Annotated in this window: 15 protein-coding genes and 1 pseudogene; 6 read left to right on the top strand and 10 right to left on the bottom strand. The window is 67.9% G+C overall.

Annotation, left to right across the window (positions count from 1 at the left end; genetic code table 11):
* Window positions 1-22: 22 nt before the first annotated feature.
* Complete coding sequence (locus tag RPIT_RS00190) at window positions 23-694, bottom strand: amino acid permease (RefSeq protein ID WP_218121622.1); 672 nt, start codon at window positions 692-694, stop codon at window positions 23-25.
* Window positions 695-949: 255 nt separating this feature from the next.
* Here RPIT_RS00190 and RPIT_RS00185 point away from each other — a divergent pair, with 255 nt between their 5' ends.
* Complete coding sequence (locus tag RPIT_RS00185; RefSeq protein WP_077339349.1) at window positions 950-1,549, top strand: O-methyltransferase; 600 nt, start codon at window positions 950-952, stop codon at window positions 1,547-1,549.
* Between the two features lies 1 nt (window position 1,550).
* On the opposite strand, the gene RPIT_RS15465 is transcribed toward RPIT_RS00185, so the two are convergent.
* The 6 genes and pseudogenes from RPIT_RS15465 to RPIT_RS00155 all read right to left on the bottom strand — a co-directional run bounded on the left by RPIT_RS15465 (window position 1,551) and on the right by RPIT_RS00155 (window position 6,567).
* Window positions 1,551-1,751, bottom strand: coding sequence for a VOC family protein (locus tag RPIT_RS15465; protein WP_077339347.1), 201 nt, complete (start codon window positions 1,749-1,751; stop codon window positions 1,551-1,553).
* Window positions 1,752-1,758: 7 nt separating this feature from the next.
* Window positions 1,759-2,499, bottom strand: coding sequence for a hypothetical protein (locus RPIT_RS00175; protein ID WP_077339345.1), 741 nt, complete (start codon window positions 2,497-2,499; stop codon window positions 1,759-1,761).
* A gap of 47 nt (window positions 2,500-2,546) precedes the next feature.
* Complete coding sequence (locus RPIT_RS00170) at window positions 2,547-4,577, bottom strand: ATP-dependent DNA ligase (RefSeq protein ID WP_237267836.1); 2,031 nt, start codon at window positions 4,575-4,577, stop codon at window positions 2,547-2,549.
* Between the two features lie 217 nt (window positions 4,578-4,794).
* A pseudogene (locus RPIT_RS00165) lies at window positions 4,795-5,355 on the bottom strand (FGGY family carbohydrate kinase); the annotation flags it as partial.
* A gap of 14 nt (window positions 5,356-5,369) precedes the next feature.
* Complete coding sequence (locus RPIT_RS00160) at window positions 5,370-5,912, bottom strand: hypothetical protein (protein WP_077339341.1); 543 nt, start codon at window positions 5,910-5,912, stop codon at window positions 5,370-5,372.
* 16 nt (window positions 5,913-5,928) lie between these two features.
* Window positions 5,929-6,567 (bottom strand): ATP-dependent DNA ligase, encoded by a 639-nt coding sequence (locus RPIT_RS00155; protein WP_077339339.1) that lies wholly within the window; start codon window positions 6,565-6,567, stop codon window positions 5,929-5,931.
* 22 nt (window positions 6,568-6,589) lie between these two features.
* Between RPIT_RS00155 and RPIT_RS00150 the strand changes: the two genes are divergently transcribed.
* From RPIT_RS00150 to RPIT_RS00135, 5 genes are all read left to right on the top strand, one after another.
* Window positions 6,590-6,817 carry a hypothetical protein gene (locus RPIT_RS00150; protein WP_040284067.1) on the top strand — a complete coding sequence of 76 codons (228 nt, stop codon included), beginning with the start codon at window positions 6,590-6,592 and terminating at the stop codon, window positions 6,815-6,817.
* A 5-nt stretch (window positions 6,818-6,822) separates the two neighbouring features.
* Window positions 6,823-7,092 (top strand): hypothetical protein, encoded by a 270-nt coding sequence (locus RPIT_RS00145; RefSeq protein ID WP_226996284.1) that lies wholly within the window; start codon window positions 6,823-6,825, stop codon window positions 7,090-7,092.
* Window positions 7,093-7,352: 260 nt separating this feature from the next.
* Window positions 7,353-7,715, top strand: coding sequence for a hypothetical protein (locus RPIT_RS00140; protein ID WP_077339337.1), 363 nt, complete (start codon window positions 7,353-7,355; stop codon window positions 7,713-7,715).
* Window positions 7,716-7,993: 278 nt separating this feature from the next.
* Window positions 7,994-8,386, top strand: coding sequence for a hypothetical protein (locus tag RPIT_RS15160; protein ID WP_162274448.1), 393 nt, complete (start codon window positions 7,994-7,996; stop codon window positions 8,384-8,386).
* Window positions 8,383-12,201 (top strand): family 16 glycosylhydrolase, encoded by a 3,819-nt coding sequence (locus tag RPIT_RS00135; RefSeq protein ID WP_162274447.1) that lies wholly within the window; start codon window positions 8,383-8,385, stop codon window positions 12,199-12,201. The genes RPIT_RS15160 and RPIT_RS00135 overlap by 4 nt, the downstream gene beginning before the upstream one ends.
* A 117-nt stretch (window positions 12,202-12,318) precedes the next feature.
* On the opposite strand, the gene RPIT_RS00130 is transcribed toward RPIT_RS00135, so the two are convergent.
* Genes RPIT_RS00130 through RPIT_RS00120 form a run of 3 tightly spaced genes read right to left on the bottom strand, consistent with a single transcriptional unit; the run spans window position 12,319 to window position 13,746 of the window.
* Window positions 12,319-12,957 (bottom strand): MOSC domain-containing protein, encoded by a 639-nt coding sequence (locus tag RPIT_RS00130; protein ID WP_077344132.1) that lies wholly within the window; start codon window positions 12,955-12,957, stop codon window positions 12,319-12,321.
* 22 nt (window positions 12,958-12,979) lie between these two features.
* Entirely contained in the window at window positions 12,980-13,315 is a 336-nt protein-coding gene (locus tag RPIT_RS00125) for a transcriptional regulator (protein WP_077339333.1), read from the bottom strand.
* Complete coding sequence (locus tag RPIT_RS00120; protein WP_077339331.1) at window positions 13,312-13,746, bottom strand: hypothetical protein; 435 nt, start codon at window positions 13,744-13,746, stop codon at window positions 13,312-13,314. The genes RPIT_RS00125 and RPIT_RS00120 overlap by 4 nt, the downstream gene beginning before the upstream one ends.
* Between the last annotated feature and the right edge of the window lie 89 nt (window positions 13,747-13,835).

Here is a 13,835-nt window from a genome sequence, read left to right as displayed (position 1 = left end):
GGGGTCGCTCTCGTGTGAGGGGTCAGGACGCGGGCGTCGGATCGCCCTGCTCTGCCGGCGGAACGTACTCGCCGCGGAGCATCTGCTCGGCGGAGGGACGCAGCTCGTCGGCCGCGGCCTTCGGGTCGGAGACCTTCAGGCGCTTGATGTAGCGCTCGTACCAGAGGATGGCCAGGCCGAGGAACACGACCACGCCGCCCACGTTGTAGACGAGGGTCAGCCAGATCTCCTGGCCCAACGGGATGGTGCCGGCGATGAACACGGAGGCGAACACCACGAGCAGGAAGGACGCGACGGCCAGGCCGAAGCTCTTGCTGCCCATGCGGAACTCGCGGGCCACGTTGTCGTACTTGCGGCGCAGGACGAAGTAGGCGAGCAGGATCAGCAGCGGAGGCAGCAGCGCCGTGGCGGCGGTCATGTTGATGATGATGCCGAGCAGGTCGTTGATGTTGCCGGAGCCGAGCGCCGGGATCACGAGGATCGGGACGACGATCGCGAACTGCAGCCAGGCGGCGCGCCACGGGATGCCGTCCTCGTTGAGCTCCACGAGCTTGCCGCCGAAGATGCCCTTGGGGATCTCGGAGAAGAAGATCTTCACCGGGGTCGAGATCCACATCAGCAGCGAGCCGAGGGTGGCGGCCAGCGCGGGCAAGGCGGTCCACCTCCACGACCTCGGCGTGCCGGTGGTCCTCATGACCCCACTGGCCGACGACGACGCCGCGGCGCACATTCGTGGGTCGCTGCCCGACGTCGCCGTCGAGGCGCTGCCGACGGCGGCGACAGAACACCACTCAGGGCTCGTCCGCGGTCATTCGCCCGTCGAGTCGGGAGAAGTCCCAGCCCACCATCGACGCCGCCGCGTGCGCGCGGTGCCACCGCGCCAGCGCGTCGTCGGCCGTCGGGTCGTTCACGGGCCCATCTTGCCCACACCCTGTGCTTGGATGCACGCATGAGCTCCACCACTCGACCCACGCCCGACGGCTCCTCGCTCCGCCAGACCCTGGCCGTGCTGACCGCAGCGGCGGAGGATCTGGGCTTCGTGCAGTCCTCCGAGGGCGACCTCGGCCGGCTGCTTCGACTCCTGGTCGCGTCGCGCCCGGGCGGCAGTTTCCTCGAGCTCGGCACCGGCGTCGGTTACGGGGCGGCATGGCTGCTCGACGGCATGGACGCCGACTCACGACTGGTCTCGGTGGAACTCGAGGACGACCTGCAGCGGATCGCGCGCGCCACCTTCGACGACGACCCTCGCGTCGAGTGGGTGCTGGGAGACGGCTCGGAGTGGCTCCGCGAGGCGGTCGCCCGCCCGGAGCGGTTCGACGTCGTCTTCGCCGACACCTGGCCCGGCAAGTACCACGACCGCGACCTCGCCATGGAACTGGTGAAGCCGCACGGCTGGTTCGTCCTCGACGACCTGTACCCGCAGCCGGGCTGGCCCGACGGCCATCAAGCCAACGTCGACCGCCTCATCGCCGACATGCAGTCAGTCGACGGCTGGCGCACCGAGTTCCTGCCGTGGGGCTCGGGACTCATGCTGTGCGTGCGCGACTGAGTCACACCACGCAGAACTCGTTGCCCTCCGGGTCCTCCATCACGATCCACTCGCCCTGAGGGGGCTGCCGGAACTCCTCCACGACGTCGGCACCCGCGGCGACCAGCTTGGCCGCCTTGGCGCGCATCACGTCCCAGTCCTTCGGCTGGTCGGGGCCGCGGCGCGGTGGCCGCGGCTCCTGCGGCCCGACGGAGCCGGTCACGGCCGGCTCAGCCCTGGGCCAAGAGGCCGAGGATCTCCGTGGCGTTGGCGGCCAGGGCCTCGATCGGCGCCTCGCCACCCTCGGCCGCGGGCTGGGTGAATTGGAGCATGCCGGTCTTGGTCACCGCGAGGCACGAGGCGCTGAGCCGCAAACCGTCCGCGGCCGGGAGGGTGCCGCAGACGAAGTCACCCACGTAGGCCGGGTTCTCGAAGTTGGCCACGGTGGCGCCCCACTGCCAGAAGGAGTCGTTGTAGTACCGCACGGAGAGCACTTGGTCGCCCTTGCCGTACGCGACGGCCGAGCCGTCGGAGTGGTGGTCCGAGGTGGCCGGGTCAGCCGTCCACTCGCCGACGGTGTCGGGGATGTTCGTGCCGAGCGTCGGCGCGGTGGCGTAGTTCTGCGGCGGGAACTCGCCCCAGTCCTCGTCGGGGGGTTCGGCGGCAGCCTCGCTCGTCTCCTCGACCGGGCTGGGCGACGGCGCCTCGCTCGTCGCGGGAGCCGACGCCGACTCGGTCGCGGTCTCGGTGACCGTCGCTTCCGTCGTCGCCTGGGTCGGCTCGGCCGGGGCCGTCTCGGTACTGACAGCCGTCGAGGTGACCGTCACGGTCGGGGTGGGCGACGCCGTCGGACCGTCGCCGGGCTGGGTCAGCAGCACATAGAGGCCGATCGCCCCGAGCACCGCGATCACGCCGACGATGATCCACACGTTGGCGTTCGAGCGCCGTTCGTCCAAGCGTCGTTCTTCCATCTGTCTTCCCCTTCCGGCGACGGGTCGAGTCTAGGAGAACGGTCAGGTCACCCCAGGACTGATCCCAAGTCGTAGCTCACCGGCTCCTCGAGCTGCTCGTAGGTGCAGGACTCTGGGTCGCGGTCCTCGCGCCACCCCACCCACTGGGCCGTGTGCCGGAATCGGTCGCCCTCCATGTGGTCGTAGCGCACCTCCACGACGCGCTCCGGCTTCAGCGGGGTGAACGACAGGTCCTTCTTCGCGTTCCAGCGCGAGTGGGCGGCCGCCGTCGGGGTGCGCGGGAAGGACTGGTCGCGGTTGTCGGGCGTCACCTCCTCCGGCTGCGCCCAGGCCCACGGGTGTCCCTCGAACGTGGTCACCAGCGGCTGGAGCTCCTCGAACAACTCCTTGCGGCGCGCCATCGGGAGGGCGCCGATCACGCCCACAGAGTTGAGCTGGCCGTCCTCGGTGTAGAGCCCGAGCAGCAGCGAGCCGATGGCGTCCTTCTCGTCCTTGTAGAGCCGATACCCGGCGACGACGCAGTCTGCGGTCCGCTCGTGCTTGAGCTTGAACATGACGCGCTTGTCCTCGACGTACGGCTCGTCGAGCGGCTTGGCGATGATGCCGTCGAGCCCCGCCCCCTCGAACTGCTCGAACCACCGCTCGGCCTCGGCCGGGTCGTCGGTGGCCTTGGTGAGGTGGATCGGCGGCTCGGCGTCCTTCAGCGCCTCCACCAACGCGGCGCGCCGCTCGCGGAACGGCTTCTCGACGTAGTTGGTCTGGCCGAGCGCCAGCAGGTCGAACGCGACGAAGCTCGCGGGCATCGCGGCGCTGAGCTTCTTGATGCGCGACTCGGCAGGGTGGATGCGCTGCTGCAGCGCGTCGAAGTTGAGGCGGTCGCCCGACTCCGGGTCGATCATGATGATCTCGCCGTCGATGGCCGAGTGGTCCGGGAAGTTCTCGATGATGGCCTCGACGAGCTCGGGGAAATAGCGCGTCATCGGGCGCGAGTTGCGCGATCCGATCTCCACCATGTCTCCCGAGCGCCAGATGATCGAGCGGAACCCGTCCCACTTGGGCTCGTAGAGGTACTCGCCCTCGGGGAGCTTCTTGACCGGCTTGGCCAGCATCGGCCCGTACGGCGGGGCGATGGCGGTGCCCCACTCGGCGTCGCGCTCGGCCTTGGGTGCGAGGTACTCGTCGTCAGCCCGGTCGGCCTTGCGCTTCGACGGCGGCACCCGGGGCGGCTCCCCGGGCATCTTCGGGTAGTCGGGCGGGAAGTTCAGTTCGCCGAGGCCACGCTCGAGGTCCGCCTCCCAGAGCTTGAGCGCGCCGGCGACGTCGCCCGCGTGGTCGTCGATGTCGGCCCAGGCGCACGCGCGCTTGGCGAGGATGCCGGGCACGGTGGCGACGGTGAACTCGCGGGGGTCGGCGTCGGGTAGCTCATCCCAAGTGAGCGGCGTCGACACCGGGGCGCCCGGCAGCGGCCGCGGCGAGTAGGCAGCCGCGATGGTGCGGTCGCGGTTGGCCTGATTGAAGTCAACGAAGACCCGCTCCCCGCGCTCCTCCTTCCACCACGCGGAGGTCACCAGTTCCGGCATGCGGCGTTCCAACTCGCGTGCGATCCCGATGACGCCGTGGCGCACGTCCTGAAACTCGTGCGTGGGCTTGATGCGCGCATAGACGTGGATGCCGCGGTTGCCGGAGGTCTTCGCGTAGGCCTTCAGCCCGGCCTCCGCCATCACGTCGCGCAGCGCGAGGGCGGCGGTGACGGCATCGCGGAAGTCGCGGCCGGGCTGCGGGTCCAGATCGATGCGCAGCTCGTCGGGGTTGTCCAGGTCAGCGGTGCGCACGGGCCAGGGATGGAAGGTGATGGTGCCCATCTGCGCCGCCCAGGCCAGTGCCGCCGGCTCGTCGAAGACGAGTTGATCGTGCCGGCGTCTCGACGGGTAGGTGCAGGTCACCGTGCGGAGGAACGACGGCGCACCACGCGGGGGCCGCTTCGAGAAGAACTCCTCGCCGTCGATCCCCTCGGGGAACCTCTGGAGCGTCATGGGCCGGTCGCCGCCGAGGCGCAGGAACGGCTCCGAGACTGCCACCAGGTAGTCCGCGAGGTCGCGCTTGGTGTAGCCGTCGTCGGGCCACAGGACCCGTCGAGGTGGACGACGTGTCCACGTTCTGCGGCCGCGACACGGTATTCATGTTCTCGGGGCGGTGACCCCCTGAATCGGTGCCCGTGGGCCAGGCGCCCGGACTGAGGACGGTCGACGACGAACGTGCCTGATCCAACTGGGCCGACAGCGCGCCCGCTGCGTCACCAGCGACGCCACCGTTCAGGTGCCACACCACCCACGTGTCGATGGTGCCCATGACCAACTCGCCCGCCTCGGCGCGCTCGCGGGCGCCGTCGACGTTGTCGAGGATCCACTTCACCTTCGGGCCGCAGAAGTAGGTGGCCAGCGGAAGGCCGACCCGGCTCTTGTACCGGTCCTGGCCCTCGTCGCCGCCCAGCGCCTCCACGATCTGCGCGGTGCGCGTGTCCTGCCAGACGATGGCGTTGTAGACCGGCTCGCCGGTGGTCCGGTCCCACACGACGGTGGTCTCACGCTGGTTGGTGACGCCCACGGCCTCCAACGCATCGGCGCCGATGTCGGCCTTCGCGAGCGCCTCGCCGACGACGTCCTGGACCGCCTGCCAGATCTCCATCGGGTCGTGCTCGACCCACCCGGCGCGCGGGAAGACCTGCTCGTGTTCCTTCTACCCGGCAGCGACCACCTGGCCGCCGCGGTCGAACACGATCGCGCGCGTGCTCGTCGTGCCCTGATCGATCGAGAGGACGTACCTGTCGTTCATCGCCTGCCTTCTTCGTTTGTCCAACGATGGCACAGGCGCTATCCGGAGACAGCCGCCGCGATGAGTTCGTCGGTCAGCGTCGCCAGTTCGTCGACCGTGAGGTCGAGCGTCTGGGCCTTGTACGCACCGTTGGCCAGCACCCGGATGCAGACGCTGAACAGTTCGTCGACGGTGCCGCAGGTGTTCTCGCCCACGTACGCGGCGTCCGTCATCTCCTCCACGGCCTGCTTGTACGTGGACTGGCCCTGCTCCCACCAGTCGGCCTCGACGGACTTGGTGCCCGACTTGTAGTCGATGACGGTGCCGAAGTCCGACACCCGGGGCTCGCCGGCCCACTCCCCCACCTGTGCGGGGAGGGAGCCGGTCAGTGCCGGCGCCGTGTCGAAGCCCCTCGGCGGCATCGCGCCCCAGTCGTAGTCGGACGTCGATGCGCTCGCCGACGACGCGGGCGAGGCCGACGCCGACGGGGACACCGTGGTGGGCTGGGCGCTCTCGCTGACGGACTCGCTCGGGTCTGCGGTGGGCGAACACGCCGTCAGGAGGGACAGCGCGGCCGCGACGACGATTCGCTTCGGGCTCATGCAGAAATCCTAGCCATCAGTAGTTGACCCCCGTCGTGTCGGTGGGCCCCGTGGTCGCAGAAGAAGTGTCAACATTCTGAGGGTTCGAAACCGTGTTCATGTTGTCCGGCCCAGCAGCGCCTCCCTGCGTGCCAGTCGGCCAACTTCCCGGGCTCAGGACGGTCGAGGAAGAACGGGCCTGGTCCAACTGCTGGGACAGGGCGTTGGCCGCGTCACCAGCCACCCTGCCACCCAGGTCAGCTACCACGGCCTGCAGCGACATTGAGATGACCCGTGCTGCGGCGCAGGTTCGCCGATAATACTCAGATCCGTTGGAGGCCAGCGAGCCGTTGTTGCTCGCCACCGTCTTGGCCGCATTGACGTAGTTGGTCTGGCCGAGCGCCAGCAGGTCGAACGCGACGAAGCTCGCGGGCATCGCGGCGCTGAGCTTCTTGATGCGCGACTCGGCAGGGTGGATGCGCTGCTGCAGCGCGTCGAAGTTGAGGCGGTCGCCCGACTCCGGGTCGATCATGATGATCTCGCCGTCGATGGCCGAGTGGTCCGGGAAGTTCTCGATGATGGCCTCGACGAGCTCGGGGAACTCGCAGGCGAAGTCAACCGCGTCTCCAACCGGATCCGCGGCCTCCTGGATGTTCCCCACACTTGACCCGCTCATGTTCGCAAGTTACCTTGGATCGATGGAGGATCCAGTCATCGCCCCGTCCGCCCTCAAGCATGGCCTGGGTGAACATGAGATCCTCCACGCCTACCGCAACCCGGTCCGGATCTGGGATCTCGGCGACGGGTTCACCATGATCGTGGGTCCCAACCAGTCCGCGATCTTCTTGGAGGTCGGCTATGTCGATGGCGATCAAGTGCACGTCATCGTCCACGCAATGAAAGCCCGCGAGAAGTTCCTGAGGTGATGACCATGCCACGCACTGTTGACGAGATCCTGCAGCACGCCGACGAGCTGGCGGCGCGCTTCGAGTCCTACGAACCCAATCCAGACGACGAACTCGACGCCGGTGCAGTAGCCCTGCTCCGAGCAGCGGTCGCGGAGCGATCCGAAGCCGAGCGCCACGTGATTGACGCCATCCGCACAGCCCGCGAAGCCGGCATGCCATGGTCAGCGATCGGCGCCTTCGTCGGCACCAGCGGAGAGGCCGCCCGCCAGCGCTACGCAAGCAAGGTCGCCTGACGCACCAGGTGCGGCATGTACGGATGTTCGGCAGTCCCACGGCCGACCGGTTCGGAGCCCAGCGAGCGTGCCGTCGTGTCAGTCGGATGCCCGCAGCAGCGCCTACACCTTCGGAAGTCCGTGTGACCAATCGGCATCAAGGAGCTGGTTGATCAGACCTACGTACTGCGCCCGATCGAAAGCCAGATCCCGATCCCCAGGCCAGTCCTGTCCCGGATCATGAGGCGCGTACGGCTTTTAGCGCGATCCCCGATGTCACCGTGACGATCCCGCCCCAGGTGGGCGCAGCCGCGACCTGGACTCTCGCCGACTCCGAGCGCGTGACCGCCACGTCGACGACCGTCACTATCGAGGTCACTCGCGCAGAATGCTCCAGCGGGATGACCGGGGCGATCGCCCAGCCAGTTGTCTCACTCGGCATCGACGACATCATCATCCAGGTCGACGCCGAACCGCTCCCTGGCAACGAGCCCCAGAACTGCCAGGGCAACGACAGCGTCCAGATGACCGTTTCCCTTCACGAGCCCATCGGCGATCGCGCCCTGGTCGACGCCGCCTGCCTCAAAGGCCCGGCAGTCCGCACCAGCTTCTGCGAAACCGGAGCCACCCGCTGGAGCCCATGACGTCGCCAAGCGACTGTGGCCCACGGTGGCCCCAGGTCTGCTTTCGCTGGTCGCTGTCACTGCGTGGTTTGCATCCTTGGCTGTGCAGCCCTCCGTCGGGCCGTGAGCGCACTCAGCTCCTCAGGTCCGAGCCTCACCTCGTGGGAAGCGGTGTCGGCAGACATCGGGTCGTTTGGCTCCGGAGCCCGATCTGGTTTCGCGGCATGGACCCACTCCGACGGGCGGGGTGTTCCCAGCTGCAGGGTCCGAGAGGGCTGGCCCGCTGTCAGACTGGGCCCATGGAACGCGTAATGCCGCCCGCGGAAGAGCGGTTCGACCCGATCACCGGGCGGTGGATCAACGATCCACTTCCCGATCCCGCCCGAGCCTGGGTTAACCCAGCCGGCGACGCTCCCGTGACCACCGGCTACGGTGCGAACATGCCGAAGCAACCGCGCTCGCGCTGGGCGATACCGCTGGTGGTGCTCACTGCACTATGGGGTTTGGTATTGATTGTCATGACCGCCTTTCTGATCGCGATGTCTCTCAACGGTCAACCCTTCAGCCCATCTGCCCTGATAGCGGGGGCGGCTGTCGCCTTCGGCGCCTTCACCTACACCGCATCGCCTCGCCGGCGAAGCGGTGCCCATATGGGGGTCACAGCTGCCCCCCGGAAAGGAATCCCGCAATGATTGACCGTACAAAGATGGTCGGGAAGGGTTTAGCGATCGCGCTGGGCCTCTCCCTGATCGTCGTTCCCATGGCATCGGCTGCACCGCCGCCGCCCATAGTCGTCGAAGACTTCGAGTCCGGGCTCCCCCAGGGGCAGGACGGCTCGGTGGCCGTCGGCTACAACACATTCCAGGACCCGAACAGCACCGTCAGCCTCACGACGACCGATGCCCCGCCGGCTCCTGTGCCCGGCGCTGCGGCGGCCAACACGGTCGCCCAACTCGTCGTCGACGTCGTCTCGTACGCCGGCTTCACCCACAGCCTCACCAACGAGACCGCGGACCAGTGGGTGCCTGAGGACTGGAGCGCCTACGAGGGCATCTCCTTCTGGATGTATGGCAACAACTCGGGCACGAGCCTGTTCGTCGATGTCCTCGACAACCGCACCGACCCGGCCGGCGACCGCGACGACGCTGAGCGATTCAGCGTGGCCTTCGTCGACGACTTCACCGGGTGGCAGCTGAAGGAGTTCCCGTTCGCCAGCATGTCCCGCAAGGACATCGGCAACGGCGCTCCAAATGACGGCTTCGGTCTCACCGAGATCCACGGCTGGGCACTCGGCTCGATCACCACGGATGCGCCCCAGACGTACTACGTCGACGACGTCACCGTGTACGGCGAGGCCCCGGAGCGGGCCCTCACCGCCGGCTTCTCCGCGATCAACTACTCGGTGGTCGAGGGCCAGTCGGCCACGATCACGGTTCGGCTGAGCAAGCCAGCCGATACTGAGGTTGGCGTGTCCTACCGCACCAGCATCGGCTACGCGGTAGCGGATGAGGATTACACCCCCGTCGAGGGGCGGCTGATCTTCGCTCCCGGGGAGACCCAGAAGACCTTCTCAGTGGCAACGCTTGACGACGCCAAGCATCAGGGGGACCGGGCGTTCCAGGTGGAGCTGTTCGACTTCCTGGAGGGTCTCGGCATCGGTCAGCCTCCGGTGGCGCGCGTCCTCATCACCGATGACGAGAGCGTCGACCCGACCCTGATCGAGGACTTCGAATCAGAGCCGTTCCTGTGGTCGGCCGAGAGCGGCGACATCGAGCGCGTCGTGCTGCAGCCCGACGACGCCGACGCCCAGCCCGGCCAGACCGCCGCCGAGGGCGTGCTGCGCGCCTCTGGCGACGCCACGTTCGGGCGCAAATTCGCTGGCGCCCAGGACTGGAGTTCCTCCGAGACCATGCAGTTCTGGTACTACGGCCGCGGCGACGGCAGCGAGGTCGACGTCACGCTGACCAACTCGGCGTTCACCAACCAGGAGCCGGCCGACTGGCCGCTCGTCTGGTCTGACGAGTTCGACGGCGCCGCCGGCACCCTCCCCAACACCGACCTGTGGCGCCCCGAGATCGGCGACGGCACCGTCAAGGGCATTCCGGGCTGGGGTAATGACGAGCGCCAGTACTACACCTTCGATCCCGAGAACGTCGCTATGGACGGCGACGGCAACCTGGCCATCACCGTGCGGCGCGCCGACGGCGGGGAGTACCTCTGCTACTACGGATCCTGCGAGTACACCTCCGCGCGCCTGATCACGCAGGATCGCTACGAAGTGCAGTACGGCCGCATCGAAGCCCGCGTCGAAGTGCCCACTGGTGGCGGTCTGTGGCCGGCGTTCTGGATGCTTGACACCGATATCGACGAGGTCGCCTGGCCGCAGTCGGGCGAGATCGACGTCATGGAGCACGTGGGGCGCCTGCCCAACGAGATCTTCGGCACGTTGCACGGCCCCGGCTACTCGGGTGGCCAGAGCTACGGCCGCTGGGTCGACACCGGCGCCCCCGTCGCGGGCGAGTTCCACACGTACGCCATCGACTGGATGCCTGATCGCATCACGTGGCTGTTCGACGGTGAGCCCTTCTTCACGGCCACGCCGGACGACCCGTTCCTCGAGGGCAAGGAATGGGTCTACAACGACCCGTTCTTCCTGCTCATGAACGTGGCCATCGGTGGCAACTTCGGCGGCACCATCGATCCGGACCTCGAGCTGCCGGCGTCGACGTTGTTCGACTACGTCCGGGTCTACCAGCCCACCACCGTCGACAACGACTACACCGCATCGTTCACCGACTCGGCCGCCGGGTGGCAGCTGGTCACCGTGCCCTTCGCCAGCTTCGAGGGAGAAGGCGCGCTGGATCGCACCGCGATCAGCGCCATCCGCTTCGACGCTGGTCAGGGCGCGCCGATCATGCTCGACCAGCTGAAGCTGTCCTGCGCGGACAACCCCGTGGTGACGACAGCCTCCGACAGCGGGGCGGGCTCGCTGCGTGCCGCGGTGAACTCCGCCTGCGCAGGATCGACCATCACGTTCGACGATGCGCTCGCAGGGGAAACGATCCGCCTCACGTCCGGTCCCATCGTGTTCAACAAGGCACTCACCGTGGATGCGTCCGACGCCTCCGACGTGACCGTCAGCGGCACGGACCGGGACCGCGTGTTCATCGTCGAGGCCAACGGCGAGGTGACGATCCACAACCTGGCCGTCACCGACGGGCAGGCGTACCAGTTGGGCGGCGGCATCCTGAACAACGGGGCGCTGACCCTCGACACCGTCGCCGTGCACGGCAACACGATGACCACCGACAACGGCGACTTCTGGCAGGGAGGCGGTGGCATCTACACCGGTGAGGGCGGCACGCTGACCCTCGTCGACAGCACTGTGGCCGACAACCATGCCGACTGGTCCGGCGGTGGAATCTACGGCTTCCTCGGCTCCACCACGACGATCGTCAACTCGACGATCAGCGGCAACTCCAGCAACGACACCGGTGGCGCCATCCGCACCGCCGGCGATCTGAGCATCGTCAACTCGACGATCAGCGGTAACTCCGCTGCCGGGTGGCACGGCGGAGCCATCTTCCACACGGACGCCGCGCTGGTGATCGACCATTCGACGATCACCGACAACCGTGGACCCGACGCCGCACCGTCGGCGATCTTCCTCGGCACGTGGACCGACACGCGTCCGACTCTCGATCTCAGCAACAGCATCGTGGCCGGAAACCCCGGTTACGCGTGTGAGCTGTACGCGAGCGGAGGCACTGTGGTCGCCACCTCCGGTGGAGGCAACGTCCTGCAGGATGACACCTGCAAGCCGGCCGAGTCCGATGTCGTCACCGATGATGCCGGCCTCGAGCCTCTTGCCGACAACGGCGGGCCGACGCTCACCCACGCGCTGATTGCTGCTAGCCCCGCCCTCAACGCGGCAGGCGAGTCGGACCTCAGCGAGGATCAGCGTGGCCTCCCGAGGCCCTCCGGAGCGGCGGCCGACGCCGGCGCCTACGAGGTCCAGGTAGTCACGCCGACGCCCACGCCCACGCCCACGCCGAGCGAGCCGACCACCCCGGTGTTCGTGCCCACCGCGCCCTACACCAAGCCCGGACTGCACACCATCAACGGCCGTCAGTGGTCGACCACCTGCGAGACCTACTCGCAGACCCAGAGGTGCCGCACCGAAATCTGGGCCTCCGTGGTTAAGCGCACCGGCAACACGTTCACCATCGAACGGGGCTGGGCGTTCAACAACCTGACCTACCTGCCCTACATGACCAGGGCACAGTGGGCCACCAACCCGCTGGGCCACAACGGTCAGTGGACCGCCGCTGACGGAACCAAGTGGCGCACCGAGTGCGACACCCCCGCCACCGGCGGCAACGGCTGCCGCACCTACCGCTGGACCACCGTGTACAACGCGGTCAAGTCCGAGAAGACCGGTAGGTACGACTTCACCCAGGAGAACAAGTGGGTGGTCAACAACATCGTGATGTTCAAAGCGAACTGATCGACCACATTCCTGGGCCCGGTGCATCGCACCGGGCCCAGGCCTATTGACGAAAGCGATTCGACGGCCCCCGGGCGGCACTGCCGCCCGGGGGCCCTTTTGTTGCCGTGGCGCGGGTCAGTCGACGAGTTTGACCAGGCGCCGGTGGTAGAGGGGAGGCAGGCAATTCGCCGCGACGACGCTGCGCGCGGCCTCCTTGTCGCCTTGCGCCGCACGGAAGGCCGTCAGCATGTCGATGTCGTGCTCGGGTCGGCCAACCACCTCGATGACGTCACCCGCCGTGATCCTGCCTGGCGCAATCACCCGCAGATAGGCTCCGCACCGCCCGCGCTGCGAGAAGCGCTTGACCCACCCACGCTCCCCCAACCAGGCCGCGAACGTCCGGCACGGCTGCCGGACGATGGAGATCTCGAGGACGGCGGTGCCGATGTGGAGGCGCTGGTTGACCAGCATCGCGGCCAGGTCCAGGCCCACCGTCGTGAGGTTCTCCCCGAAGCTGCCGTTGGGCAGTTCCCTGCCCAGTTCGGCCTGCCAGTAGTCGAGTTCCTCGCGGGCGTAGGCATACACCGCCTTCTGGGCGCCCCCGTGATGCGCGGAATCGCCGACGGTGTCACCGTCGACGCCCGAGCCGTCACCGTAGGACGGACCTGGGGCGCGGACGTCGATGAACGGTTGGGGTCGCTTGTCGATGCCGCTCACCCTGTCGGCGCCACCCGGGTCGCGCTGGGAGACGGCGACGTTGGTGGAAAGGATCATCCCGGTCACGGCTTGATGCTACCTACCCCGACGATCCATCGTGGGCAGCAGCAGACCCGCCGACGATCTGTTCGAGGGCGGCCATGTGTCCATCGAGCGCCTGACGGCCCGCGGGTGTCAGGCACACCCACGCCACCCGTCGGGCATCAGAGCGCTCCGAGGAGGCGGTCTTGGACACTGTCACGTAGCCGGCTTCGCTCAGAGCCTTGAGGTGCCGCGACACCTGCGGGGCGGGAAGCTGCAGTGCCTCCTCAAGCACGCGGAACGCCAGAGCGTCGACGTTGCGCAACAGCCCGCACACCCGGAGCCGGGCGGGGAAATGGATCAGCTCATCGAAACGAGCCTCGACCTGAGTCACGACGCCGCCGCGGCACGGGCTCGGCGGTCGATGGAGCGCGCCATCCCGACGGTGACCGCCGCCGCCGCGAGGGCGGGAACTGCCACCCACGCGGTCAGCTGGAGAGAGATCAGTCCCAGGGCCACGGAGTACGCGGTCAAAGTGATGGCCAGCCAGATCACCGCGAGCACCCACACGGATGCTCCAGAAATCCTGAGTTTGACGCCCATCTGCCTCCTCGCGAGGAGGACGAGCACCGCGACGCTGACCAGCGCCATGGTGTAGCCCACGGTTCGGTCCCCGACGGCTGGCGAGGCGACCCACACGCCGGTGATGAGGCCGAGAGCGATGGGCACCCACCACGGGGTCTCGGTCATGGCGTTCAGGCGGACGCGATCGTCGCGCAATTGGTCGAGCATGGCGGAGGCGTGTTCCGGGGAGTGAGGTTCCATGGACCGCAACCTATCCGAACACTTGCCTCAGATGCAATTCACTTTGGGCAAGTAACTGCGCTGGGCGTCCGTGAGCAGGGGCCTACGAT

The sequence above is a fragment of the Tessaracoccus flavus genome, from assembly GCF_001997295.1.
GTDB classification, from domain to species: Bacteria; Actinomycetota; Actinomycetes; order Propionibacteriales; family Propionibacteriaceae; genus Arachnia; species Arachnia flava.
The sequence above is the reverse complement of the archived record's forward strand: the minus strand, read 5'-3'. Positions and strand labels throughout refer to the sequence as shown.

Bases quoted from the DNA above. Each gene is read 5' to 3' on its own strand.
- RPIT_RS00145 (WP_226996284.1), top strand. From the start codon at position 6,823: ATGCCACGCACTGTTGACGAGATCCTGCAGCACGCCGACGAGCTGGCG.
- RPIT_RS00190 (WP_218121622.1), bottom strand. From the start codon at position 694: ATGAGGACCACCGGCACGCCGAGGTCGTGGAGGTGGACCGCCTTGCCC.
- RPIT_RS00175 (WP_077339345.1), bottom strand. From the start codon at position 2,499: ATGGAAGAACGACGCTTGGACGAACGGCGCTCGAACGCCAACGTGTGG.
- RPIT_RS15160 (WP_162274448.1), top strand. From the start codon at position 7,994: ATGGAACGCGTAATGCCGCCCGCGGAAGAGCGGTTCGACCCGATCACC.
- RPIT_RS00135 (WP_162274447.1), top strand. From the start codon at position 8,383: ATGATTGACCGTACAAAGATGGTCGGGAAGGGTTTAGCGATCGCGCTG.
- RPIT_RS00185 (WP_077339349.1), top strand. From the start codon at position 950: ATGAGCTCCACCACTCGACCCACGCCCGACGGCTCCTCGCTCCGCCAG.
- RPIT_RS00155 (WP_077339339.1), bottom strand. From the start codon at position 6,567: ATGAGCGGGTCAAGTGTGGGGAACATCCAGGAGGCCGCGGATCCGGTT.
- RPIT_RS00150 (WP_040284067.1), top strand. From the start codon at position 6,590: ATGGAGGATCCAGTCATCGCCCCGTCCGCCCTCAAGCATGGCCTGGGT.
- RPIT_RS00120 (WP_077339331.1), bottom strand. From the start codon at position 13,746: ATGGAACCTCACTCCCCGGAACACGCCTCCGCCATGCTCGACCAATTG.
- RPIT_RS00130 (WP_077344132.1), bottom strand. From the start codon at position 12,957: ATGATCCTTTCCACCAACGTCGCCGTCTCCCAGCGCGACCCGGGTGGC.
- RPIT_RS00160 (WP_077339341.1), bottom strand. From the start codon at position 5,912: ATGAGCCCGAAGCGAATCGTCGTCGCGGCCGCGCTGTCCCTCCTGACG.